This window comes from Antiquaquibacter metalliresistens, assembly GCF_029211225.1.
GTDB lineage: Bacteria > Actinomycetota > Actinomycetes > Actinomycetales > Microbacteriaceae > Rhodoglobus > Rhodoglobus metalliresistens.
Window position 1 is genome coordinate 246,325 of record NZ_JARGEM010000005.1, and the last position, 23,900, is coordinate 270,224.

A 23,900-nucleotide genomic window follows, 5' to 3' on the forward strand; every position below is an offset into this window, starting at 1 on the left:
CTAACTCGCCACGAACCGGGCATCGACGACGGATGCCACGGCGATCTCGTCCGGCTTGAGCTCGAGCTGCGGCGCCGCCCCACCGCCGAACCCGCGCGCCGCCATCATGCGGTCCATCGCCGGGGCGGGCATCGGACCGCCGCTCGAACCGTCGCCGAGCATCCCGGGATCGGCGATCGCGACCGCGGTGACACCGCGCAGCCCGATCGCGTTCGCGAACACGGTCGCCTTCGCGACGGCATCCTTCACCGCGCGCGAGCGCACCTCGGCGGTCGCGCTCGTGCGTGTGGCCTCGGTGAGCTCCCACGAGACCGAGCCGACGACCGCGCCGTCGATACCGGAGACCGTCTCCACCCAGCGGGCCAGCGCCTCGAAGTCCTTGAACTTCACGGTGAAGTCCACGGCGGCGTGGAACACGATCGGCAGCTGCTTGCCCTCATTGTTCCAGGGCCGCTCCGGCCACACCCGAACGCTCTGCGAGGCCCACCAGGTGACGGGGCCGGCGCTCTTATCGAAGAGCGCCTCCACGGACTCGCGGATGACCGCAGCCGAGGCCACGGCGCGCTCGAAGACCGCATCGCGCTTGGGGCCGTCGGTGCTCACGCTCACGTGCACGGTCGCGCGTTCGGCCGGATACCAGGCGGAGTACTCGCCCTGCACGGTGATGGTGGTGTCGGCCATGAGGTCTCCTAGTCCTCGGCGAGCGACTCGAGCAAAGCCATGGACGGCACGAAGTACGCCGAACCGGTGACCGCGGTCGAGAAGTCGAGGATGCGATCGTGGGCGCCTGGCGGCTCCCCGATGAACATGCGGGTGAGCATCCGTTCGATCACCGACAGGTCGGCGGCGTAGCCGATGAAGTAGGTGCCGAACTCTCCGGCACCGGGGCGCCCGAACGGCATGTTGTCGCGCAGGATGTCGTGCTCGGTGCCGTCGGGGTCGGTGATCGTCGCGAGATCCTTGTGCGAGCCGGGCGCGCCATCCAGCTCGACGTTGTCGGCCTTGGTGCGCCCGATGATGTGCTCCTGGATGCTCGTCGGCTGCGCGTTCCACGCCGCCAGGTCGTGCAGGTACTTCTGCACCACCACGTAGCTGCCGCCCTCGAATCCGGGGTCGTCGTCGATCAGGGTGACGTCGCTCATCGCCTGCCCGGTGGGGTTCTCGGTGCCGTCGACGAAACCGAGCAGATCCCGCGCATCGAAGTATCGGAAGCCCTGCACCTCGTCGACGACCGTGACGTCGGTGCCGAGCTTGTCGAGCAGCAGGCGTTCGAGCTCGAAGCACAGGTCCTCGCGCTGCGCGCGGATGTGGAAGAGCAGGTCACCGGGCGTCGACACCGCGGTGTGGGCGCGGCCGACGACGGGAGCGAAGGGATGCAGCTGCCGCGGTTTCGACGGCTGCGCGAACCGATCCCACGCCGCACTGCCGATCCCCACGATGCAGGAGAGCTGCGCCTCGAGATCGCGGAAGCCCACCGCGCGCACGAGCCCGCCGACGTCGGCGATCACGTTCTTGACCCTGGATGCTGCGTCGTCGCCCGGGCCGATCGTCACGATCAGGAACACTGCGGACCTCGTCAGCGGCGCGGCCACGCTCTGCGGATCGATGGGAACCCGGTCGCCCTGCTGTGCTGCCATGCTGCCAGGGTAGAGCAGCACGGGTGCTGGTGTCTGCATCGAGTCCGGCGTACAATGGAAGGCTGCCTCCCCGGAGGCGTTTGACAACTCAACAGCGCGATAGCGACCCGCACCACTGGCCAGTCCGGCGCTGCGAAGCATGGGGATGATCGGTTTCGACATTGCCTGCAAAACTGCGAGAAGCGGGTCGAGGATGCAGCCTTATCTCGTAAACGATGGCTGCAAAACAATAACTGCCGATTCCAAGCGCAGTGACCTTGCTCTTGCTGCCTAGCAGCAACTAGCACAACAGGTCCGTCAGTCCGGGAACGCCCCCTACCCGGCCACTGGCGTCATCAAGGGGGATTGCTGCGCGGTCGTGTCTCAGGGCCGCGCGGGACTTGCACTGAGACTGGGCCCGTCGACCTGGGTGCTCGTGGCAAAGGTCGGGGCCGAGCAGAACGCTTGTACGAGCTACGCCCGTAGAAGGCGCAGGATTACAGCAGTGGACGGGGGTTCGATTCCCCCCATCTCCACCATCAGGTCGCTATCGCGTTGTTGAGTCGCCGCACCGAGAACGACGACGGGGGCGCGCCTCCGATGAGACGCGCCCCCGTGGACGGTGCGCGATGGTTAGCGGCCGGCGCCCTTGAGCGTGCCGGTGACCGGGCCGGCCGGGTCGACGATGAGGCACAGGATCTCGCGATCCCCGTTCTCCCAGCTCGACTGCGTCGGGTAGTAATACGCGAAGTCGAGCACCGAGGTCTGATAGTCGACGCCGACGAACGAGTTGAACTCGGTCGTGCAGTCTGCGACGGCCTGTTCCTCGACCACGGCATCGCCGGGGAAGTCGCCGTCTTCCATGATGATCGAGGCGTAGGCCTCGGAGGCGTGAGGCTCAGCGCAGTCGACCTTCACGACATCGCTGACCTCGCCCTCGATGTCCTGATCGTTGAGGCAGTCGCCGACGGCGATCGTGAACACGTCCACGGTCTCGCCGTTCTCGCCGTTGTCGGTGCTGGTGCCGGCGCCGGGCAGCAGGCTGCAGCCGGCGAGGGCGAAGCCCGCAGCGCCGACGGCCAGAGCAGCGAGGGCTCGCTTGAACGTTGTGGTCATCGCTGATCTCTTTCTTTCGGTGCTCGCTGTGAGGGGGAGCGTTGCTCGCCTGAGAGCCTAGCGAATGAGCCGTCCCCCTTCGGCGGTACAGCGTGCATCAATTCGGCAACGCTTCGCCCCCGGCAAGCGTCGCGAGCACACTGTCGTGCAGCACCCCGTTGGTCGCCAGTGCATTGCCGTGCCAGGGGCCGCGCTCGCCGTCGACCGAGGTGAACCGGCCTCCGGCCTCCTCGACGATCGGAATGAGCGCCGCCATGTCGTAGGGCTGCAGATCGAACTCGCCGACCACGTCGAGCGCGCCCTCGGCGAGCAGCATGAAGCTCCACATGTCCCCGATCGCACGAGCGCGCCACACGGCCCGCGAGAGCGCGACGAGGTCGTCGAGGCGACCGGCGCCATCCCAGCCCTGAATGCTGTTGTAGCTCAGGGATGCGTCGTCCAACCGCTCGACCCCGCTCACCTTCAGCGGCCGCGCCTCCTCGCCGTCTGCCTGCCCCCACGCGCCGTGCCCGGTCGCCGCCCACCAGCGCTTGCCGAGCGCGGGAGCGCTGACGACGCCGACGATCGGTTCGCCGTCGACGGCCAACGCGATGAGGGTGCCCCAGATGGGCACGCCGCGCAGGAAGTTCGCGGTGCCGTCGATCGGGTCGATGATCCACTGCCGGTTTGAGTCGCCCTGCGTGCCGTACTCCTCGCCGAGGATCGCGTCGTGCGGGCGGGCCGATTCGATGCCGTCGCGGATGAGGCGCTCGACGGCGCGGTCGGCATCCGTCACCGGGGTGCGATCCGGTTTCGTCGTGACCTCCAGGTCGACGGCGCGGAACCGGTCGATGGAGATGTGGTCCGCGTCGGCCGCGAGGGCCAGCGCCAGGGAGAGGTCGTCGCTCGGGGTGTACTCGATCACGCCATCACGCTACCGGTCCCAGGTGACCGATCAGCGCGCGGTCAGCGGCCGCCCTCGTCGCCGGAGCCGAGCGTGGTGATCAGGCGCTGGAACGAATCCAGGCGCAGCGCCCCGACCTCGCCGAGTTCGCCGGCCTGCACCGCCTCGACGATCGCGCAATCCGGGGCTTCCGGCAGGTGGGTGCAGCCCCGCGGACACCGCTCGGCGAGCGCGGCGAGGTCGGGGAAGCCGCGCAGGATGTTGGCGGGGTCGACATGCCCGAGTCCGAAGGAGCGCACACCCGGTGTGTCCACGATCCATCCGCTGCCGATGCGGTACGACACCGTCGACGATGAGGTGTGCCGGCCGCGACCGGTGACGTCGTTGACCCGACCGATCGCGCGATTGGCCTCGGGCACGAGCGCGTTGACCAGCGTGGACTTGCCGACTCCAGAATGGCCCACGGCGACCGTCGTGTGGCCCTGGAGCGCCTCCGTGAGCTCCGCGACGGGGAACTCGCCGGCCGCGCTCAGGAACACCCTCAGGTCGAGTCCGGCGAAGTTCGCCAGGAACGGTGCCGGGTCGGCCAGATCGGTCTTGGTGATGACCATCATCGGCCGCACGCCCGCGTCGAACGCGGCGACGAGGTAGCGGTCGACGAGCCGCGGCCTCGGCTCCGGGTTCGCTGCGGCGACGACGATGAGCATCTGGTCGGCGTTCGCGACGATGATGCGTTCCACGGCATCCGTGTCGTCGGCACTGCGTCGCAGCAGCGTCTCGCGCGGGTGGATGCGCACGATCCGCGCCAGGGAGCCCTCCGCGCCGCTCACGTCGCCGACGAGGTCGACCCGGTCGCCGGTGACGACGGCGCCCTTGCCGAGCTCCCGCGCCTTGGACGCGACGACCTGTCGTTCCTCCGGCGTGCCCTCGGCCACCCACACCCCGTACCGGCCGCGATCGACGCTGAACACCCGACCGGGCACGGCATCCGCGTGCTCGGGGCGGGTCTTGCTGCGCGGCTTGTTCGCCTTCGGATTCGGGCGCACCTTCGCGTCGGACTCGTCGTACTCGCCCCACTCGTCGTCGTCCTCGACGTCGGTGAGCCAGCTCATGACGGTCGGCTCACAGGATGCCGATCGAATCCACGGTCGGTCGCGTGCCGGCGAGCATCGCGGCCCAGAGCTCGGGGAACTGCGGCAGCGTCTTCGCCGTCGTCGCGATGTCGTCGATCTCGACGCCCGCGACGGCGAGGCCGATGATCGCGCCGGCAGTGGCCATGCGGTGGTCCTCGTAGCTGCGCCACGCTCCGGCGTGCAGCGGGCGGGGCCGGATCTCGAGGCCGTCGTCGAGTTCCCTCACGTCGCCGCCGAGCGCGTTCAGTTCCGCGGTGAGCGCGGCGAGACGGTCGGTCTCATGGCCGCGCAGGTGGCCGATGCCGGTGATGCGGCTGGGGGAGTCCGCGAGGGCCGCGAGTGCGACGAGCGCGGGGGCGAGCTCTCCGCCGGCCGAGAGGTCGAGATCGACCCCGGTGATCGTGCCGGAGCCCGTCACGGTGAGCACGCCGTCGTCGAGGTCCACGCTCGCGCCGAAGCGGGGCAGCAGCGTCGCCAGCAGCGCGCCGACCTGGGTCGTGCGATCCGGCCAGCCGGTGATGGCTACGCTGCCGCCGACGACGAGGGCGGCGACGAGAAAGGGCGCAGCGTTCGAGAGGTCCGGTTCGATGGTCACATCGACCGCACGGATCGGTGCCGGCGGCACCACCCACACGCCGGGCTCGGGCGTCTCGACGACGACGCCGCGGGCCGCGAGGCAGTCGATCGTCATCTCGATGTGCGGCAGGCTCGGCAGTCGCTCGCCGGTGTGCCGCAGTCGCAGGCCGTTCGTGAAGCGCGGTGCGGCCAGCAGCAGGCCGGAGACGAACTGGCTCGATGCCGAGGCGTCGATCTCGACCTCGCCGCCGAGCACCGAACCCGTACCGTACAGGGTGAACGGCAGCGTTCCCCTGCCGTCGTCGGAGACCTCCACCCCGAGGGCGCGCAGGGAGTCGATGGTGGTGCGCATCGGGCGGCGGCGGGCCGCGGCATCCCCGTCGAAGGCGACCGGGCCGAGCGCGAGCGCGGCGACCGGCGGCACGAAGCGCATGACCGTGCCGGCGAGGCCGCAGTCGATCGAGGTGCTGCCGGTGAGGGGCGCCGGGGTGACGGCGAGGTCGCCGCCGAAGTCGCTCGACGTCGGCACCTCCGCGATGTCGACGCCGAGGTCGCGCAGGGCCTCGACCATGAGGTCGGTGTCGCGCGAGTGCAGCGGCGCGTGGAGCACGGACGGCCCGTCCGCGAGCGCCGCGAGCACCAGTTCGCGGTTGGTGAGGCTCTTGGAGCCGGGCAGCGCGAGCCTCGCCGAGAGCGGCCCGGATGCCACGGGCGCGCGCCAGGGGCCGTCCGTGGCGCTCTGCGGGGCACGGTCGTCCTGGTAGGGGCTGAACTCCGGCCCGGAATACTGACGAATCTCCATCGGTTACAGGCTACTGGGATGTGATCGAGTCGACAGGAGGACGCCGTGACCGCAACGCTGGTCATCGACCCGCCGCCTGTGCTGTCGGGCGACCTAGACTTGTCGCTGATGGCTATCGATGATGCTTCCGAAGACGCCCGCGCCAAGCGCGAGCTGTTCGAGGAGCAAGCACTTCCGTACATGGACCAGCTCTACGCGGCGGCGATGCGCATGACGCGCAATCCGTCGGATGCCGCGGACCTGGTGCAGGAGACCTACGTCAAGGCCTTCCAGGCCTTCGGTCAATTCCAGCAGGGCACCAACCTCAAGGCCTGGTTGTACCGCATCCAGACCAACACGTTCATCAACAACTACCGCAAGAACCAGCGCAACCCCTATCAGGGCACGATCGACGATCTCGAGGACTGGCAGCTCGGCGGAGCCGAGTCGGTGACCCAGTCGCTGTCGACCCGTTCGGCGGAGGCCGAGGCGATCGACCACATGCCGGACAGCGTCGTGAAGGACGCGCTGCAGGCGATGCCCGAGGATTTCCGGCTCGCCGTCTATTTCGCCGATGTGGAGGGGTTCTCCTACCAGGAGATCGCCGACATCATGAAGACCCCGGTCGGCACCGTGATGAGCCGACTGCACCGCGGCCGCCGGTTGCTGCGGGAATCCCTCTCCGACTACGCACGCGAGCGCGGCATCGGCGCAGCGCCCGCCGCCACCCCTGGGAGCACGACATGACCGACTGCGGTTGCGACAAGGCCAAGGCCGAACTCGAGGAGTATCTGCACCGCGAGCTCAGCCAGCAGGATTTCGAGGACATCAGCGAGCACCTCGCCGGCTGCGACGACTGCTCGCACGAGCACCTCATCGGCCTCAAGCTCACCATCAAGGTGCGCCAGGCCTGCCAGGAGAAGGCACCGGACGACCTGCTGATCGCGATCCGCACTCGGCTGGAGAACGCCTAGCTCTCGCGGTCACCTAGTGTGGAAGGGTCCCCTCCCAACCGCACGAAGGAGATCACCGTGCCCGAAACCGGCGCCCCGGCGCTTGAGATCCGCGGCCTCGTCAAGCGATTCGGAGCGACGGTGGCGGTGGATCACCTCGACCTGACGGTGCCGAGCGGATCGTTCTTCGGCCTCGTCGGGCCCAACGGCGCAGGCAAGACCACGACGCTGTCGATCGCGACGGGACTGCTGCGTCCCGATGAGGGCTCGGTGAGCATCCACGGGCTCGACGTCTGGAGCAATCTCGTCGCGGCCAAGCGGCTCGTCGGCAACCTCAGCGACGGGGTGCGGCTCTTCGACCGGCTGACCGGCCGCCAGCTCATCACCTACGCGGGTCTGCTGAGCGGGATGCCACGGGCCGTCGTCGACGAGCGCGCCGACGACCTGCTGCAGCTGCTCGACCTCGAGGGCGCCGCAGGCACGCTCGTGGTCGACTACTCGGCCGGCATGACCAAGAAGATCGCGCTCGCCTGCGCGCTCGTGCACGCCCCGCAGTTGCTCGTGCTCGACGAGCCCTTCGAGTCGGTGGACCCGGTGTCCGCCGCGAACATCCGCGACATCCTGCACGGCTTCGTCGCATCCGGCGGCACGGTGATCGTCTCAAGTCACGTCATGGACCTGGTGCAGCGCATGTGCGACCACGTGGCGGTGATCGCGCAGGGCAGGGTGCTGGCATCCGGCACCACCGACGAGGTGCGCGGCGACTCGACGCTCGAAGACCGTTTCGTGCAACTCGTCGGCGGTCGCCGCACGGGGGAGGGGCCGGAGTGGTTGCGACTCTCGTAAGGCTGCGCTTCGCCCTGTTGGGCAATCAGCTGCGCAAGAGCCCCTGGCAGCTCGTCGCGGTCGTTCTGGGTGGGCTGTACGGCCTGGGGATGCTCGCGCTCGCCGTCGCCGGTCTGATCGCGCTCGCCTGGGCGCCGATCGAGCTCGCTCGCACCGTCGTCGTGGTCGCCGGCGCCGCGGTCATCTTCGGCTGGACCGTGATCCCGGCGCTCACGTCCGGCATCGACCAGACCGTCGACCCCGCGCGTCTGGCGCCGTTCCCGATCCCCATCAACACGTTGCTGCTGGCCCTTGCGGTCAGCGGGGTGCTCGGCATCCCCGGCATCATCACCACGCTCGCCGCGTTCGCCACCGTCGGCACTTGGATACTGCACCCGCTTGCGGCGCTCGCCGCGATCGTGTGCTCGGCGATCGGCGTGCTCACCGCCGTCGTCGGCTCACGGATGCTCGTGGCGCTCGCAAGCCGCATCGGCGCCGGCCGCCGGGCCCGCGAGGCCAGGACGCTGCTGGTGATCATCCCGCTCGTGCTGCTCGGGCCGATCATCCTGGGGGTCACGGAACTGCTGCGCGGCGTCGCGGACGTGCTGCCGCGGGTGGCGGAAATCGTCTCGCTCACGCCGTTCGGCGCCATCTGGGCGGTGCCCGCCGACGTGGCATCCGGCGACCTCGGACGCGCCGGGATCGAGTTCCTCATCGGCATCGCGACGCTCGGCGTCTTCGTGCTGCTGTGGCGTTGGGGACTCGCGAGGGCACTCGAGCGCCCGGCGCGAGAGCGGTCGACGGCGCGGAGCGGACGCGGGGCCGGCCTCTTCGACGTGTTCCCCGGCACGCCGACCGGTGCGGTCGCCGCCCGGGCGCTCACCTATTGGATCCGCGATCCGCGCTATGCCCAATCCCTGATCAGCGTGCCTCTCGTGCCGCTGCTCATCGTCTTCTACGGGGGACTGGGCGGCAACCTGGGCGCGCTCACCTGGGTCGGTCCGGTCGTCGCGACGCTGCTCGCGCTCTCGATCTACACCGATGTCTCCTACGACAACACGGCCTTCGCCCTGCACCTGCAGACCGGCGTGAGCGGGCGGGCTGACCGCGCTGGTCGCGTCATCGCGCTCGCGACCTTCGCCGTGCCCGTCTCGCTGCTGCTGACCGTGGCCTCCGTCGCGGTCACGGGCACCTGGCCGCTGCTGCCGGGCCTGCTCGGCATCACGGTGGGCGTGCTGCTCACGGGCTTCGGCATCTCCTCGGCCATCTCCGGCTGGTTCACCTTCGCGGTGCCGGCGCCCGGCGAGAGCCCGTTCAGGTCCAAGCCCGGCGGCGGTTTCAGCCTGATGCTGTCGATGATCGCCTGCTGGTCGGCACTGCTCGTGCTCGCGCTGCCAGAACTCGTGCTCGCCATCGTCGGGTTCGCGACCGGACAGGCGCTCTACGGCTACCTGTCGATCGTGGTCGCACTCCTGGTCGGCGGCACGGTGCTCGTCATCGGCGTACGGGTCGGCGGTCGGATCCTCGATCGACGAGGACCCGACCTGCTGAGCCAGTTGCAGCGCCAGAAGTGATGCCGCGCGTTCGCTAGGGCTGGCTGAGGGCGCGCTCGATCAGGTCGGCCTGCTCCTGAGCGCTGCGCTTCGACGAGCCGGTCGCGGGCGAAGCGGATGCCGGTCGCGAGGCGACCTTCACCGTGCGGCCCTGGAGGTACTTGGCCAGCTCGAGGCAGATGAACGGCCACGCGCCCTGGTTCTCCGGCTCGTCCTGCGTCCACACCAGGTCCGCGTTCGGGTACTGGGCGAGCGCGGCGTTGACCTCGTGCACGGGCAGCGGGTAGTACTGCTCGAGGCGCACGACCGCGACATCCGTGATCTCGCGCTTGGCGAGCTCGCCGACGATGTCGTAGTAGATCTTGCCCGAAGTCAGCAGCACCCGGCGCACGGCGGCCTTGTCGGTGACCCGGTTGTCGTCGATCACCGGTTCGAAGCGGCCGCTCGTGAAGTCCGCGACCTCGCTCGTGGCGCCGCGCAGACGCAGCATCGCCTTCGGGGTGAAGACGATGAGCGGACGCCGCGGACGCGCGTAGGCCTGGCGGCGCAGCAGGTGGAAGTACGACGCCGGGGTTGACGGCCGCGCAACGGTCATGTTGTCCTCGGCGCACAGCTGCAGGTAGCGCTCGATGCGGGCGGAGGAGTGGTCGGGGCCCTGGCCCTCGTAGCCGTGCGGCAGCAGCAGCACGACGCTCGAGCGCTGGCCCCACTTCTGCTCGGCCGAGGAGATGAACTCGTCGATCACGCTCTGTGCGCCGTTGGCGAAGTCGCCGAACTGCGCCTCCCACAGCACGAGGGCGTCGGCGCGCTCCACCGAGTAGCCGTACTCGAAGCCCATCGCCGCGTACTCGCTCAGCAGGGAGTCGTAGATCCAGAACCGCGCCTGGGACTCGGAGAGGTTCGCCAGCGGAAGCCACTCCTGGCCGTTCTCGCGGTCGTGCAGCACGGCGTGGCGTTGCACGAAGGTGCCGCGCCGCGAGTCCTGACCGGCCATGCGCACTGGCGTGCCCTCGACGAGCAGCGATCCGAAGGCCAGCAGTTCGCCGAAGCCCCAGTCGATGCCGCCGTTGCGGCTCATGTCGAGGCGCTTCTTCAGCAGGGCCTGCAGCTTGTTGTGCACCGTGAAGCCGGCGGGCGGGTTGTCGTGCGCGTCGCCGATGAGGCGGATGACGGACTCGTCGACCCCGGTGCTCGCCGGCTCGCCGACGCCCTCACCCTGCTGGGACTCCGGCTTCTCGAGGTCGGCGACGCTCTCGCCGGTGATGATCGGCATCGACCCGGTCTGCGCGGCATGGGTCTCGGCGAACGCGCGCTCCAGCTTGTCCTGGAAGTCGCGGTGGCTCGCCTCGTACTCCTCCTGCGTGATGTCGCCGCGACCGACGAGGGCCTCGGTGTACAGGGTGCGCACGGAGCGCTTGGCCTCGATGAGGTTGTACATCAGCGGCTGGGTCATCGAGGGGTCGTCGCCCTCGTTGTGCCCACGGCGTCGGTAGCAGACGAGGTCGATCACGACATCGCGGTGGAACTGCTGGCGATACGCGAATGCGAGTTCCGCGACGCGCACGACGGCCTCGGGGTCGTCGCCGTTGACGTGGAAGATCGGCGCCTGGATGGTCTTGGCGACATCCGTGGAGTAGGTCGAGGTGTGGCCCTCGGCCGGCGGCGTCGTGAAGCCGACCTGGTTGTTGATGTTCACGTGCACCGTGCCGCCCGTGCGGTAGGCCCGCAGCTGCGACATCTGCAGGATCTCGACCACGATGCCCTGGCCGCTCATCGCGGCGTCGCCGTGCACCATGATCGGCAGCACGGTGAACGAGCCGATGGGGCGCCGATCCTGCTTGGCCCGCACGATGCCCTCGAGCACGCCGTCGACGGCCTCGAGGTGGGAGGGGTTCGCCGCCAGGTAGACCGGGATCTGCTGGCCGCCGGGCGCCGTGAAGGTGCCCTCGGTGCCCAGGTGGTACTTGACGTCACCGGAGCCCTGCACCGTCTTCGGGTCCTGCGTGCCCTCGAACTCCCGGAACACCTGGCCGTAGGTCTTGCCGGCGATGTTGGTGAGCACGCTCAGGCGACCGCGGTGGGCCATGCCGATCGCGACCTCCTCGAGGTTCTCCTCCGCGGCGCGCTGGATGACGGCATCCAGCAGGGCGATCGTGGACTCGCCGCCCTCGAGACTGAAGCGCTTCTGGCCGACGTACTTGGTCTGCAGGAAGGTTTCGAACGCCTCCGCCTCGTTGAGCTTGCCGAGGATGCGCAGCTGCGTGTCCTTCTCGGGCTTGGAGTACTTCTGCTCGACGTGCTCCTGGATCCAGCGACGCTGCTCCGGGTCGGCGATGTGCATGTACTCGATGCCGATGGTGCGGCAGTAGGAATCGCGCAGCACCCCGAGGATGTCGCGCAGCAGTGCGGTGCGGCGACCGGCGAAACCGCCGGTGACGAACTCGCGGTCCAGATCCCAGAAGGTCAGGCCGTGGCTGGAGATGTCGAGGTCGGGGTGGGAACGCTGCCGGTACTCGAGCGGGTCGGTGTCGGCCATGAGGTGACCGCGCACGCGGAACGCGTTGATCAGCTCCTGCACCCGGGAGGTCTTGTCGATGTTGTCGGCGAGGTCGACGCTGATGTCGGCGGCCCAGTGGATCGGGTCGTACGGGATGCGCAGAGCCGCGAAGATGTCCTCGTAGAAGTGGCGCTCGCCGATGAGCAGCTCGTGCACCTTCTTGAGGAACTCGCCCGAGCCCGCGCCCTGGATGACGCGGTGGTCGTACGTGCTCGTGAGGGTGATCGTCTTGCCGATCGCGAGATCGGCGAGGGTCTTCGGGCTCGCGCCCTGGAACTCGGCGGGGTACTCGAGCGCGCCGGCGCCGACGATGGTGCCGGCGCCCTTCATGAGGCGCGGCACGGAGTGCACGGTGCCGATGCCGCCGGGGTTGGTCAGCGAGATGGTGTTGCCGGCGTAGTCGGCGGCGGTGAGCTTGTTCGCACGACCGCGGGCGACCACGTCTTCGTAGGCGACGAGGAATTCCGCGAAGCCCATCGTGTCGCAGCGCTTGATGCCCGGCACCACGAGGGCGCGCGTGCCGTCCGGCTTGGGGATGTCGATCGCGATGCCGAGATTGATGTGCGCCGGCGTGACCACGGAGGGCTTGCCGTCGATCTCGTCGTAGTAGACGTTCTGGCTCGGGAACTCCTTGAGCGTCTGCACGATCGCCCACGCGATGAGGTGGGTGAACGAGACCTTGCCACCCCGCGCCCGCTTCAGGTGGTTGTTGATCACGATGCGGTTGTCGATCATGAGCTTCGCCGGCACGGTGCGCACACTCGTCGCGGTGGGCACGGCGAGCGAGGCATCCATGTTGGCGGCGAGGGACTTGGCGGCGCCCTTGAGCACCGCCACCTCGTTCTCGGGCTCGGCGACCGGCGCATCCGCCGCGGCCGCGATCGGCGTCGTCGCCGGGGCCTCCGCGGGGATCGGCTGCGGCTTGGCCTGCACAGAGGTGGTCTTGGCGATCGGGGTGCTGCCGCTCGGCGCGGGGGCCGGTTCCGCGACCGTCTCGGGAGCCGCGGCGATCACCTCGGGAATCTGCGGCTCACCGCCGCCGGTGGCGTCGTCGCCCGCCGGCGCCGCGGGGAGTGCTCCCTCGGTGCGCTGATAGTGCTCGAGCGTCGGCCACCAGGACTCGTCTACCGAGTTCTTGTCCTGGAGGTACCGCTCGTACATCTCGTCAACGAGCCACTCATTGGCTCCGAACTCGCCCGACGAATCGCCCTCGGGCGCGATTCCGGTCACTTGGCTCGACACAGCCGACCGCCCACTTTCAGTTCTGGTTTGCGACGCCGGTCCGATACGGCCCGGGCCTGGAGTTACGCCGCCGTCAAGCTTAATCGGTATCCCAGTTGGATGCTCGTCTGCGGCCGGGAAGATAGCGTTAAATTCATGCGATTCTATGAGACCGCCCCCACGCACGACCTGACCTACTCCGACGTCTTTCTCGTGCCGTCGCGATCCGCGGTCACCAGCCGGTTGGACGTGTCGCTCGCACCGCAGGACGGCACCGGGGCGAGCATCCCGATCGTGTCGGCGAACATGAACTCGGTGACCGGTCCCCGGCTGGCCGCGACGCTCGCTCGCCGGGGCGGGCTCGGCGTGCTGCCGCAGGACATGCACCCGCAAGACCTGGATGCAGCGATCCGGTGGGTGAAGGCCCAACCCGTCGCCTTCGACGCGGCCGTCGAGCTCCCGCCGTCCGCGACCGTGCGGGACGCGCTCGCGCTGCTGCCGGCGATCGCCGGCCACGGCATCGTGGTCAACGACGAGCACGGCGCGCTGCTCGGCGTGATCGAGGCCGACCGCCTCGGCACGGCGCTGCGGGATGCTCCGCTCGGCGACCTGCTCGGCGGGCGGCTCGCCGCGATCGAGGCCGACGACGTCGACGGCCCCCGTGCCGCATTCGACCTCATGGTGGCCGCCGATCTGCAGTTCGCGCCCGTGCTGCGCGACGGCAAGGTCATCGGCACCCTGAGCCGCACGAGCGCCCTGCGCTCGACGCTCTACCAGCCCGCCGTCGACGCGCAGGGCCGGCTGATCGTGGCCGCCGCGATCGGCATCAACGGCGATGTCGCGACCAAGGCGCGCGCGATCGTGGAGGCCGGCGCCGACGTGCTCGTGATCGACACCGCCCACGGACATCAGGACGGCATGGTGCGGGCGATCGCCGCCGTCGCCGCTCTCGACCTCGGCGTGCCGATCGTCGCGGGCAACGTGGTGACCGCCGAAGCCGTCCGCGACCTCGTCGGCGCGGGCGCCACGATCGTGAAGGTCGGGGTCGGGCCCGGTGCGATGTGCACGACGCGCATGATGACGGCGGTCGGCCGTCCGCAGTTCTCGGCGGTGCTCGAGACCGCAGAGACCGCGCGGGGTCTCGGCGCCCACGTCTGGGCGGATGGCGGGGTGCGCTATCCGAGAGACGTCGCGCTCGCCCTCGCGGCGGGTGCGGCATCCGTGATGATCGGGTCGTGGTTCGCGGGAACCATCGAGGCGCCGGGCACGCTCGCGCTCGACGAGACGGGCCGCGCGTACAAGGAGAGCTGGGGCATGGCCTCGACGAAGGCCGTGAAGGAGCGCTTCGACCGGCTCGACGCCTACGAGCTCGCGCGCAAGACCCTCTTCGCGGAGGGCATCTCGAGCTCGCGGATCTATCTCGACCCGCTGCGACCCTCGCTGGAGGACCTGCTCGACATGATCACCTCCGGCGTGCGCAGTTCGCTGAGCTACGCGGGGGCCACGGACCTCGCCGAGTTCCACGACCGGGCGCTGGTCGGCATCCAATCGGCCGCGGGGTACGAGGAAGGCAAGGCGCTGCCGGTCTCGTGGTGAGGTTCTGCCACTAGACTCGGGCCAACGATGGACGACCCTCCCAGTAGACGCCCTGCCCGTGGTGGCCGCGATGTATGAGTGGATCATGCTCGCGGTCGGGGTCGTGCTGACCATCGGCACGGGCTTCTTCGTCGCCAGCGAGTTCGCGCTCGTCAATCTCGACCGCTCCGAGCTCGAGGCCAGGCAGGCGCGCGGCGAGCGGCATCTCGGTGTCGTGATCGGTGCGCTCAAGCGCACGTCGACGCACCTCTCCAGCGCCCAGCTCGGCATCACGCTGACCACCCTGCTCACCGGGTACACGCTCGAGCCTGCCCTGAGCGTCTGGCTCGCGCCCCTGTTCACCGCGATCGGCGTCTCCGGTGCCGTCGCCTCGGTGATCGCGACGATCGTCGCGGTCACGCTGGCCACGCTGCTGTCGATGATCGTCGGCGAACTCGTGCCCAAGAACCTCGCGCTGTCGATCCCGCGTGCGGTCGGCAAGGTGGTGATTCCGTTCCAGGTGGCGTTCACGGCGGTGTTCCGGCCCGCGGTCGCGCTCCTGAACAACTCGGCCAACGGCATCCTGCGACTGTTCGGCATCGAACCGAAGGAGGAGCTCTCGGGCGCGCGCACAGCGGAGGAACTCACCTCGCTGGTGCGGCGCTCGGCGAGCGAGGGCGCGCTCGAGTCGGACACCGCGACGCTGCTGGCGCGCACCCTGGCCTTCTCCGACCACACCGCGCAAGACGTCATGACGCCGCGTCCGAGCCTGGCGACGGTCGGTCGTCTCGATGTTGCACAGGACGTCATTGACCTCGCCCGCCGCACCGGCCTCTCGCGCTTCCCGGTGATCGACGACGGCATCGACGACGTGGTGGGTCTCGTGCACGTCAAGCAGGCGGTGGCCGTGCCGCACGAGAAGCGAGCCGAGGTCCCGGTCTCTGCCCTGCAGTCGGATGCCCTGCGCGTGCCTGAGACCATGAAGCTCGACACCCTGCTCGCCGAGCTCCGCGGCCGCGGATACCAGATGGCAGTGGTGGTGGACGAGTACGGCGGCACCGCGGGGGTCGCGACCCTCGAAGACCTCGTCGAAGAGCTCGTCGGCGAGGTCTCCGACGAGCACGATCGCCGCAAGGCCGACGTCGTGCGATCCAGGGACTGGTTCACGTTCCCCGGCATCCTGCGTCCTGACGAACTGCTGGAGCGCACCGGCGTCGCCGTTCCGGAGGAGGGGCCGTACGAGACCGTGGCCGGCTGGATCATGAGCGAGCTCGGCAGGCTGCCCGCCGTCGGCGACGAGCTGGTCGCCGAGCACGGCGTGTTCCGCATCGAGCGTCTCGACGGTCGTCGCATCGACCGGGTGCGCTACACCCCACGCCCCGAGGCGTCCGCGGAAGGCGGTGACGCCTGATGGACTGGTGGGGCATCGTCTGGTTGTTCGTGCTGCTGGCGATCAACGCCTTCTTCGTCGGCGCCGAGTTCGCCGTCATCTCCGCGCGGCGTTCGCAGATCGAGCCGCGCGCCGAGGCCGGTTCGCGTGCCGCGCGCACAGCCCTCTGGGCGATGGAGCACGCCACGCTCATGCTCGCCGCGTGTCAGCTCGGCATCACGGTGTGCTCGCTGCTGATCCTGAACGTCTCCGAACCCGCCATCCACCACCTGCTCGAGGTGCCGCTCAAGCTCACCGGGTGGTCCGAGGAGATCGTCTCGACGATCGCGTTCGTGATCGCCTTGCTGATCGTGTCGTTCCTGCACGTCGTGCTCGGCGAGATGGTGCCGAAGAACCTGTCGTTCTCGCTGCCCGATCGCGCCGTGCTGCTGCTCGCGACCCCGCTCGTGGCTGTCGCGACGGTGTTCCGTCCGATCATCGTGGTGCTCAACGGCATCGCCAACGCGGTGCTGCGGCTGTTCCGGGTCGAGCCCAAGAGCGAGGCCAACAGCGTCTTCACGCTCGACGAGGTCGCCACCATCGTCGCGCAGTCCACCCGTGAGGGCGTGCTGACGGATGTCGGCGGCACCCTGAGTGCGGCGTTCGAGTTCACCTCGAAGAAGGTGCAGGACATCGCCCTGCCGATGGAGTCGCTCGTCACGCTGCCCGAGGATGCGACGCCGGCGGACGTGGAGCGCGCGGTCGCCCAGCGCGGGTTCAGCCGGTACATCCTCGTCGACGAGGCGGGGGAGCCGACCGGGTACCTGCACCTCAAGGACGTGATCGACCTGGATCAGGACGAGTTCGCCGAACCGGTGCCCCCCAAGCGCATCCGGCAGCTGATCTCGATCTACCGCGGCACGGACCTCGAAGACGCCCTCGCGACGATGCGCCGCTCCGGCGTGCACGTGGCGCGGGCGTTCGACGAGGTCGGAGCCACGCGCGGCGTGATCTTCCTCGAGGACATCATCGAGGAGCTCGTCGGCGAGGTGCAGGACGCGACGCGACGTCGTTAGCGGGGTCGCGCTCGCAGGTACTGCGGCGGCCAGTAGTCCACGTCCACGCCGAGCTCGCCGGCGGCCCGCAGGGCGAAGTTCGGATCGCGCAGCAGCTCTCGGGCGAGCAGCACGGCGTCCGCTCGGCCGCTGTCGACGATCTCGGCCGCCTGCCTCGCCTCGGTGATGAGCCCCACCGCGCTCGCCTGCACCTCCGCCGCCGCGCGGATGTGCTCCGTCAACGGCACCTGGTACCCGGGGCCGACCGTGATGCGCTGGTGCGCGACCAGACCCCCGGCCGAGATGTCGAAGAAGTCGGCACCGGCCTCGGCCGCCCAACCGGCGACGATCGCGGTCTGCGTCTCGTCCCAGCCGTCGTCGGCCCAGTCGGTCGCAGAGAACCGCACGAAGAGCGGCACGGCCTCACCCACCTCGGCGCGTACCGCGCGCACGATCTCCAGCAGCAGTCTCGCCCGGTTCTCGAGCGAACCGCCGTAGGCGTCGGTACGTCGGTTCGACAGCGGCGACAGGAACTCGTGCAGAAGGTACCCGTGGGCGGCGTGGATCTCGAGCACCTCGAAGCCTCCTGCGATGGCGCGCAGGGCGGCGGCCACGAACGCCTCGACCACCCCGGCGAGCTCGGCGGTCTCGAGCGCGCGGGGTTGCGCGTAGCCCTCGAACGCGATCGCCGAGGGTGCGACGGGCTGCCATCCGCCGAGCTCCGGCGGCACCGTGCCCCGCTGCGCGGCCCAGGGGCGGAAGGTGGATGCCTTGCGTCCGGCGTGCGCGAGCTGGATGGCGGGTACGGCGCCCTGCGAGCGGATGAACGCGACGATCCTGGCCCAGGCATCCCGCTGCTCGTCGTTCCAGATGCCGGTGTCCTGGGGCGAGATGCGGCCCTCCGGGCTCACCGCGGTCGCCTCCGTGAGCACCAGACCCGCGCCGCCACGGGCGAACCCGCCGAGGTTCACCAGGTGCCAGTCGACGGGCACGCCGTCCTCGCGCTCGACCGAGTACTGGCACATCGGCGCAGCCCACACGCGGTTGCGGATCTCGACGGATCGGATGACGAGTGGGTCGAAGAGTCTGCTCATACCGAGAGCGAACGCAGGAAGGCGTCGAGACCTTCCACACCCGTGAAATGGTGGGTGGTGATGCCGATCGCGGCCGCGGCGGCGGTGTTCACGGACTTATTGTCGATGAACACCATCCGGGTCGGCTCGATGCCGAGCTCGTCCGCGACCTCGCGGTAGATCGCCGGGTCCGGCTTGATCGCGTCCATCTCGGCGCTGACGAAGAACCGCTCGAAGAAGCGCGCCATCGGCGAGAAGCGGAACGGCCCGGCGAAGTCGAAGCCCGCGTTCGAGAGCACGGCGATGCGGGTGCCGCCCTCGTGCAGCTCCTCGATGAGATCCAGTGTTCCGGGCTCCAGGCTCCACCAGCTGCGGAAGTCCGCGATCCACAGCGCGTGCACCGTCGCGGCCCGCCAGGTCACTCCGAGATCGCCGGCGACGAGCGACCAGTAGTCGACGACGCTCGTGGTGCCCCGGTCCAGGCCGTCGCGGTGACGCCAGTAGCTGGCCCAGAACGGTTCGCTCGGTGCGCCGGCGATCGCCAGCAGCGCCGCGCGGTCCGCCTCGCTCGGTGATCGCGAGATCACCTCCCCGTAATCGAAGACGACGACACGATCGGGGATGCTGATGGCCACACTCCAAACTATCGTGGGCAGCATGGCCACCCCGACCGAGTGGACCGCGGATGCCGCGGCCGCCGTCATCCGCGTCCCCGCCGTCGACGATGACAAGTACCGCCGCGGCGTGCTCGGCGTCGTCACCGGATCCGACCTCTACCCCGGAGCCGCCGTGCTCGGCGTGGAGGCCGCCCTGCGCACCGGTGTCGGCATGGTGCGCTACCTCGGTCCGGAGCGCGCGACGGATCTCGTGCTGCAGCGCCGACCGGAGGCGGTGGCGACCCGCGGTCGTGTGCAGGCCTGGCTGCTCGGCTCGGGCATGGATCCGGTGGACCGCGACCCGGCGGCGATGCTCGAGGCGCTCGCCGAGGGGCTGCCGAGCGTGCTCGACGGCGGCGGTCTGGACCTCTACGACCACGCCCGTGCCCCGGTCGTGCTCACCCCGCATGCTCGCGAACTGGCGCGGGTGCTCAAGGCGGATGTCGCCGACGTGCTCGCCGAGCCCGCCGAGTGGGCGCGCATCGCCGCCGATGACCTCGGGGTCACGGTGCTGCTGAAGGGCAACACCACATATGTCGCGGGGCCGGGCGTGCTCTACTCGGTGCGATCCGCGCCCACCTGGCTGGCGACGGCGGGGGCTGGGGATGCGCTCGGCGGTATCCTCGGTGCGCTCGTGGCGACGAACGCCGACGCGATCGCCGCCGACCCTGCGCAGTTGGCGCGGGTCGCGGCGAGCGCGGCGCTCATCCACGGCCTCGCCGCGCAGCGGGCCAGCGGTGGCGGACCGCTCACCGTGCTCGACCTGTGCGCCGCGGTGCCCGAGACGATCGCGGGACTGCTCAGAGCACGCGACTGAGGAACTCGCGGGTGCGCGGCTCGCGCGGATGCTCGAGCACCTGTTCCGCCGTGCCCTGCTCCACGATCACGCCCCCGTCGAGGAACACCACTCGATCGGCCACCTCGCGGGCGAAGCCCATCTCGTGCGTCGCCATCACGATCGTGGTGCCGTCGCCCTTGAGCTCGCGCACGAGTGCGAGCACGTCGCCCACGAGCTCGGGGTCGAGCGCGCTCGTGATCTCGTCGAGCAGCAGCAGCTCCGGATTCGTCGCGATCGCGCGCACGATCGCTGCGCGCTGCTGCTGACCGCCGGAGAGCCGGTCGGGGTGCGAGCGCGCGTGCTCGGCGAGACCGATGCGCTGCAGCAGCTCCCGACCACGGGCCTCGGCGGTGCTCCGGTCGATGCGCAGCACGTGGCGCGAGGCGAGCGTGACGTTGTCGAGCACGCTGAGGTGCGGGAAGAGGTTGTAGTGCTGGAACACGACGCCGATGCGGGCGCGCACGGCATCCGGCCTGATGCGCGGGTCGCTGATGTCGCGGCCCACGAGCCAGACCCGACCGTCGTCGATGGGCTCGAGCAGATTGATGGTGCGCAGCAGCGTCGACTTGCCCGAACCGCTCGCTCCGATCAGCGCGACGACCTCGTGCGCCTGCACCGTCAGGTCGATGCCGCGCAGCACCTCGCGATCCCCGAACGACTTGAACACGCCCTCCAGGCGCAGCACCTCGCTCATACGATCGCCCCGACCTGTTCCCGCGCCCGCAACCGCGCCGAATACCAGTCGGTGAGCCGGATGAGCGGCAGCGCCAGCAGCACGAACAGCACCCCGGCGACGACGTAGGGGGTGAAGTTGAACGCCTGCGCCGTCTCGATCTGGGCCGCGCGCACGGCATCGACGGCGCCCAGCACCGAGATGAGGCCAACGTCCTTCTGCATCGCGACGAAGTCGTTCATGAGCGCGGGTGTGACCTTGCGCACCGCCTGCGGCAGCACGATCAGCCGCATCGTGGTGCCGTGGCCGAGTCCGAGCGAGCGGGCCGCGAGCCGCTGCGAGGGATGTACCGCCTCGATGCCCGCGCGGAACACCTCGGACACGTACGCCGAATAGGTGAGCACGAGCGCGATGGTGCCGAGCACCTCCGCGGGGATGCGCGGGCCAGCGTTGCCCAGCAGCCCGGGTATCCCGAACCCGACGAGATAGAGCACGATGATCAGCGGCAGCCCGCGGAACAGGTCGGTGTAGCCGGCCGCGAGCGCGCGCAGCGGGAAGAACACGGGGCCGCGCAGGGTGCGGATCGCCGAGAGCACGAGCGACACCACGAGCACCCCGACGACCGAGACCGCGAGCACGCGCAGGTTCAGCAGGAACCCGTCCCAGACCCGGGGCAGGGATGCGATGAACACGCCCGGATCGAAGAACGTCTGCTGCACCCTGGCCCAGCCGGGCGTGTTGATGATGGTGAGCCAGGCGGCCGTCGCGAGCACCAGTGTGCTCACCACGCTGATGAGCACCGAGCGAAGCCCCTGCCGACGCCGGAAGGCCCGGCGCTCGAGCTCGATCGCGCTCGGGTGCCGGGCCTTCGGGTTGGTCACGCTCAGACGTTACTTGAGTACCGGCGCGTTCGCCGCCTCGGCGAGCCACTCGTCGGCGATCTCCTGGAGTCGGCCGCTCTCGCGCAGCGCGTCCACGGCGGCCGTCACACGGGCCGTGAGCGGGCTGTCCTTGGCGAGCACGAGCCCGAAGGCGTCGCCGCCGGCGGTGAGCTCGGGCAGCTGCCCGACGATGATGCCGTCGGTGAGCTCCACGCCGGTGAGGTAGAAGGCGGTCGGCAGGTCGACGACGATCGCGTCGACCTGGCCGTTCTCGAGGGCCAGCTTGGCATCGTCGTTCGTGTTGAAGACCTGCGCGCCGGCCGTGGGCGCGATCTGCTCCTCGATCGCCACCAGGCTGGTCGTGCCGGAGGCGGCACCGATCAGCAGGTCTTTGAGTTCGGCGATCGACGTCGCCTCGGCTGCGGCCGAGCCCGCGGTCGTGATCACCGCCTGCGTGGTCTCGTAGTACGGCGAGCTGAAGTCCACCGCCTTGGCGCGGTCGTCGGTGATCGTGAACTGCTGCAGGTTGAAGTCGAAGTCCTTGGCCCCGGGCGCGATGGCCTCCTCGAAGCCGGTGCGCACCCAGACGACGTCCTCGGCGGCGAAGCCGAGCTCCTCGGCGACCGCGTACGCGATGGCGGCCTCGAAGCCCTCACCCGTCTCGGGCGCGTCGTCGATCACCCAGGGGTAGTATGCCGGCTCGCCGGTGCCGATCGTGAGCTTGCCGTCGGTCACGTACTCGGAAGTGGTGGCGGTGGGGGTGCAGGCGGCGAGGGTGATCGCGAGCCCCGCTGCTGCGGCGGCGGCGAGGGTGCGGCGGAACCTGGAACCGGTCATGGGTGTCTCCTTCGGAGTTCGCTGTGGTGTCACCATCATCCCGCGCCCGGCACGGCGGCGCGAAACCGTGGCGAAGTGTTACCCCGCTACGCTGTCTTCATGGAACGGGCTGCGGCACTGGCTCGCAATCCCTTCCTGCTGTGGGCGGCATTCGTCGCCGCGCACCTGTGGCTGGGGCTGCTGAACTTCTACGCACCCGGCCTGCCGATGGGCGACGTCACGCTGGTCTACAAGTTCTGGATCGACCAGGCGCTGGTCGCCAACTTCTGGGTCGGCATCGACAGCGTCTGGGTATATCCGATCGTCGCGCTCGTGCCGATGCTGGCCGCATCGGCGTTCGGGCCCGACCTCTATGCGAGCACCTGGCTGACGATGGTGATGCTGTTGAACGCGATCGCGTTCGGGGTGCTCACCGGCTGGGGGCGCTCCCGGGATCGCGTCGTGGCCGGCTGGTGGTGGGTGGGCTTCCTCGTGCTGCTCGGGCCGATCGCGCTCGCTCGGATCGATTCCATCAGCGTCGCGGTCGCCATCGTGGCGGTGCTGCTGCTGGCGACCCGCCCCGGAGTGGCCGGCGTGCTGCTGGCGATCGCGACCTGGATCAAGGTGTGGCCGGCCGCCCTCATCGCCGCGGCGGTCGTCGCCCTGCGGGAGCGGCTGCGCGTGCTCGCCGCCGTGCTCGTCGTCACCGCCGCGGTGCTGCTGATTGCACTGCTCATCGGAGCGGGCGGTAACGTGCTGAGCTTCGTGACGCAGCAGACCGGTCGCGGGCTGCAGCCGGAGTCGCCGATCGCGACGATCTGGATGTGGATGGCGCTCGCCGGCGTGCCCGGAGCGGCGGTCAGCTACGACCGTTCGATCCTCTCCTTCGCGGTGACCGGTCCGGGGGCGGACGTGGCGATCGCGTGGATGACTCCGGTGCTCGCGATCGCGACGCTGGGCGTCGTGGCGCTCGGCGTGCGTGCACTGCGGGCCGGAGCATCCGCCGCGGATCTGCTGCCACCCCTGGCGCTCGCCCTCACCGTGAGCCTCATCGCCTTCAACAAGGTCGGCTCGCCCCAGTTCATCGGCTGGATCGCGGCGCCGGTGCTGCTCGGACTCGTCGCGCACGCCGCGGGCACCGGTCGCAGCTTCCGCACGCCAGCCATGATCTCACTGGCCATCGCCGCGCTCACGCAGACGATCTACCCCTATCTCTACACGGCGCTGCTGTCACTGCAGCCGCTGCTCGTGGCGGTGCTGACGGTGCGCAACCTGTTGGAGTTCGTGCTGCTGGGCTGGGCCGTCTACGCGATCGTGACCGCGCCGCGCTATGCCACCGAGGTCGAAGACGAATGGCTGCCCGGGGTCTGGCCCTTCGCCCGGGACCGTGACAGGCTCTGAGCATGCTCGTCGCCTTCTCGGTCGCCCCCTCCGGCGGTGCTGACGGATCCGACTCGGTGCACGACGCCGTCGCCGCGGCCGTGCGCATCGTGCGCGAGTCCGGTCTGCCGAACCGCACCGACGCGATGTTCACCACCATCGAGGGGGAGTGGGACGAGGTCTTCGACGTGATCCGCCGCGCGACCGAGGCGGTGGGGGCCTACGGCACGCGCGTCTCGCTCGTGCTCAAGGCCGACATCCGCCCCGGGCACAGCGGCGAGCTGACCGGCAAGGTCGAACGGCTGGAGCGCGCACTCGGCGAGATGGGCGACGACGCCGACGTAGGATGATGCGTGCTCGACGGTGAGCG

The 23,900-nt window shown here is 69.7% G+C and carries 22 protein-coding genes and 1 other RNA gene; 11 read left to right on the forward strand and 12 right to left on the reverse strand.

Translation table 11 applies throughout. The annotated features are described in order from the left end of the window. Window positions 1–681 carry an SIMPL domain-containing protein gene (locus PYV02_RS11195; RefSeq protein ID WP_275759106.1) on the reverse strand — a complete coding sequence of 227 codons (681 nt, stop codon included), beginning with the start codon at window positions 679–681 and terminating at the stop codon, window positions 1–3. An 8-nt stretch (window positions 682–689) separates the two neighbouring features. Beyond that, a complete protein-coding gene (locus PYV02_RS11200; protein WP_275759107.1) occupies window positions 690–1,637 on the reverse strand; it encodes a Dyp-type peroxidase in 948 nt (315 codons plus the stop codon). Between the two features lie 141 nt (window positions 1,638–1,778). Between PYV02_RS11200 and ssrA the strand changes: the two genes are divergently transcribed. Beyond that, window positions 1,779–2,155: a transfer-messenger RNA gene (gene ssrA / locus PYV02_RS11205) on the forward strand. Window positions 2,156–2,249: 94 nt separating this feature from the next. On the opposite strand, the gene PYV02_RS11210 is transcribed toward ssrA, so the two are convergent. From PYV02_RS11210 to aroA, 4 genes are all read right to left on the reverse strand, one after another. Then, entirely contained in the window at window positions 2,250–2,732 is a 483-nt protein-coding gene (locus tag PYV02_RS11210; protein ID WP_275759108.1) for a septum formation family protein, read from the reverse strand. Window positions 2,733–2,829: 97 nt separating this feature from the next. Beyond that, window positions 2,830–3,636 carry a histidinol-phosphatase gene (gene hisN / locus PYV02_RS11215; RefSeq protein ID WP_275759109.1) on the reverse strand — a complete coding sequence of 269 codons (807 nt, stop codon included), beginning with the start codon at window positions 3,634–3,636 and terminating at the stop codon, window positions 2,830–2,832. A gap of 41 nt (window positions 3,637–3,677) precedes the next feature. Then, complete coding sequence (gene rsgA / locus PYV02_RS11220) at window positions 3,678–4,727, reverse strand: ribosome small subunit-dependent GTPase A (protein ID WP_275759110.1); 1,050 nt, start codon at window positions 4,725–4,727, stop codon at window positions 3,678–3,680. A 10-nt stretch (window positions 4,728–4,737) separates the two neighbouring features. Continuing rightward, window positions 4,738–6,126 (reverse strand): 3-phosphoshikimate 1-carboxyvinyltransferase, encoded by a 1,389-nt coding sequence (gene aroA / locus PYV02_RS11225; RefSeq protein WP_275759111.1) that lies wholly within the window; start codon window positions 6,124–6,126, stop codon window positions 4,738–4,740. 108 nt (window positions 6,127–6,234) lie between these two features. On the opposite strand from aroA, the gene PYV02_RS11230 reads away from it, so the two are divergent. From PYV02_RS11230 to PYV02_RS11245, 4 genes are read left to right on the forward strand one after another with little or no spacing between them, the layout of a single operon-like run. Then, window positions 6,235–6,852 (forward strand): sigma-70 family RNA polymerase sigma factor, encoded by a 618-nt coding sequence (locus tag PYV02_RS11230; RefSeq protein WP_275759112.1) that lies wholly within the window; start codon window positions 6,235–6,237, stop codon window positions 6,850–6,852. Then, entirely contained in the window at window positions 6,849–7,079 is a 231-nt protein-coding gene (locus tag PYV02_RS11235; RefSeq protein ID WP_275759113.1) for an anti-sigma factor family protein, read from the forward strand. Before PYV02_RS11230 ends, PYV02_RS11235 begins: the two co-directional genes overlap by 4 nt. 57 nt (window positions 7,080–7,136) lie before the next feature. Next, entirely contained in the window at window positions 7,137–7,904 is a 768-nt protein-coding gene (locus PYV02_RS11240; protein ID WP_275759114.1) for an ABC transporter ATP-binding protein, read from the forward strand. Next, complete coding sequence (locus tag PYV02_RS11245) at window positions 7,886–9,457, forward strand: transporter (protein WP_275759115.1); 1,572 nt, start codon at window positions 7,886–7,888, stop codon at window positions 9,455–9,457. Before PYV02_RS11240 ends, PYV02_RS11245 begins: the two co-directional genes overlap by 19 nt. Window positions 9,458–9,470: 13 nt before the next feature. On the opposite strand, the gene PYV02_RS11250 is transcribed toward PYV02_RS11245, so the two are convergent. After that, window positions 9,471–13,235 carry a multifunctional oxoglutarate decarboxylase/oxoglutarate dehydrogenase thiamine pyrophosphate-binding subunit/dihydrolipoyllysine-residue succinyltransferase subunit gene (locus PYV02_RS11250; protein ID WP_275759116.1) on the reverse strand — a complete coding sequence of 1,255 codons (3,765 nt, stop codon included), beginning with the start codon at window positions 13,233–13,235 and terminating at the stop codon, window positions 9,471–9,473. Window positions 13,236–13,370: 135 nt separating this feature from the next. Between PYV02_RS11250 and guaB1 the strand changes: the two genes are divergently transcribed. The 3 genes from guaB1 to PYV02_RS11265 all read left to right on the forward strand — a co-directional run bounded on the left by guaB1 (window position 13,371) and on the right by PYV02_RS11265 (window position 17,234). Further along, window positions 13,371–14,810 carry a GMP reductase gene (gene guaB1, locus PYV02_RS11255; protein ID WP_275759117.1) on the forward strand — a complete coding sequence of 480 codons (1,440 nt, stop codon included), beginning with the start codon at window positions 13,371–13,373 and terminating at the stop codon, window positions 14,808–14,810. A 70-nt stretch (window positions 14,811–14,880) separates the two neighbouring features. Next, the gene (locus tag PYV02_RS11260) at window positions 14,881–16,200 is read left to right on the forward strand and encodes a hemolysin family protein (protein WP_275759118.1); all 1,320 of its coding nucleotides are present in this window, start codon (window positions 14,881–14,883) and stop codon (window positions 16,198–16,200) included. After that, the gene (locus PYV02_RS11265; protein ID WP_275759119.1) at window positions 16,200–17,234 is read left to right on the forward strand and encodes a hemolysin family protein; all 1,035 of its coding nucleotides are present in this window, start codon (window positions 16,200–16,202) and stop codon (window positions 17,232–17,234) included. The genes PYV02_RS11260 and PYV02_RS11265 overlap by 1 nt, the downstream gene beginning before the upstream one ends. Here the strand turns inward: PYV02_RS11265 and PYV02_RS11270 are convergent. Both PYV02_RS11270 and PYV02_RS11275 read right to left on the reverse strand, forming a co-directional pair. After that, window positions 17,231–18,307 carry an NADH:flavin oxidoreductase/NADH oxidase gene (locus tag PYV02_RS11270; protein ID WP_275759120.1) on the reverse strand — a complete coding sequence of 359 codons (1,077 nt, stop codon included), beginning with the start codon at window positions 18,305–18,307 and terminating at the stop codon, window positions 17,231–17,233. The two genes, PYV02_RS11265 and PYV02_RS11270, sit on opposite strands and share 4 nt — an antisense overlap. Next, window positions 18,304–18,921, reverse strand: coding sequence for an HAD-IA family hydrolase (locus PYV02_RS11275; RefSeq protein WP_275759121.1), 618 nt, complete (start codon window positions 18,919–18,921; stop codon window positions 18,304–18,306). Before PYV02_RS11275 ends, PYV02_RS11270 begins: the two co-directional genes overlap by 4 nt. 22 nt (window positions 18,922–18,943) lie before the next feature. On the opposite strand from PYV02_RS11275, the gene PYV02_RS11280 reads away from it, so the two are divergent. Beyond that, entirely contained in the window at window positions 18,944–19,759 is an 816-nt protein-coding gene (locus PYV02_RS11280; protein WP_275759122.1) for an ADP-dependent NAD(P)H-hydrate dehydratase, read from the forward strand. Here the strand turns inward: PYV02_RS11280 and PYV02_RS11285 are convergent. The 3 genes from PYV02_RS11285 to PYV02_RS11295 are packed head-to-tail and all read right to left on the reverse strand — an operon-like array spanning window position 19,743 to window position 22,171. Then, complete coding sequence (locus PYV02_RS11285) at window positions 19,743–20,474, reverse strand: amino acid ABC transporter ATP-binding protein (protein WP_275759123.1); 732 nt, start codon at window positions 20,472–20,474, stop codon at window positions 19,743–19,745. The genes PYV02_RS11280 and PYV02_RS11285 overlap by 17 nt on opposite strands. Next, window positions 20,471–21,340: an amino acid ABC transporter permease gene (locus PYV02_RS11290; protein ID WP_275759178.1), complete on the reverse strand. Its 870-nt coding sequence runs from the start codon at window positions 21,338–21,340 to the stop codon at window positions 20,471–20,473. The genes PYV02_RS11285 and PYV02_RS11290 overlap by 4 nt, the downstream gene beginning before the upstream one ends. A 3-nt stretch (window positions 21,341–21,343) precedes the next feature. Beyond that, complete coding sequence (locus PYV02_RS11295) at window positions 21,344–22,171, reverse strand: ABC transporter substrate-binding protein (protein WP_275759124.1); 828 nt, start codon at window positions 22,169–22,171, stop codon at window positions 21,344–21,346. A 99-nt stretch (window positions 22,172–22,270) separates the two neighbouring features. On the opposite strand from PYV02_RS11295, the gene PYV02_RS11300 reads away from it, so the two are divergent. Together PYV02_RS11300 and PYV02_RS11305 are read left to right on the forward strand one after the other, a co-directional pair. Then, the gene (locus PYV02_RS11300; protein ID WP_275759125.1) at window positions 22,271–23,551 is read left to right on the forward strand and encodes a glycosyltransferase 87 family protein; all 1,281 of its coding nucleotides are present in this window, start codon (window positions 22,271–22,273) and stop codon (window positions 23,549–23,551) included. A gap of 2 nt (window positions 23,552–23,553) precedes the next feature. After that, window positions 23,554–23,880, forward strand: a complete 327-nt coding sequence (locus tag PYV02_RS11305) for a thiamine-binding protein (protein ID WP_275759126.1) — start codon at window positions 23,554–23,556, stop codon at window positions 23,878–23,880. The last annotated feature ends 20 nt before the right edge of the window (window positions 23,881–23,900 follow it).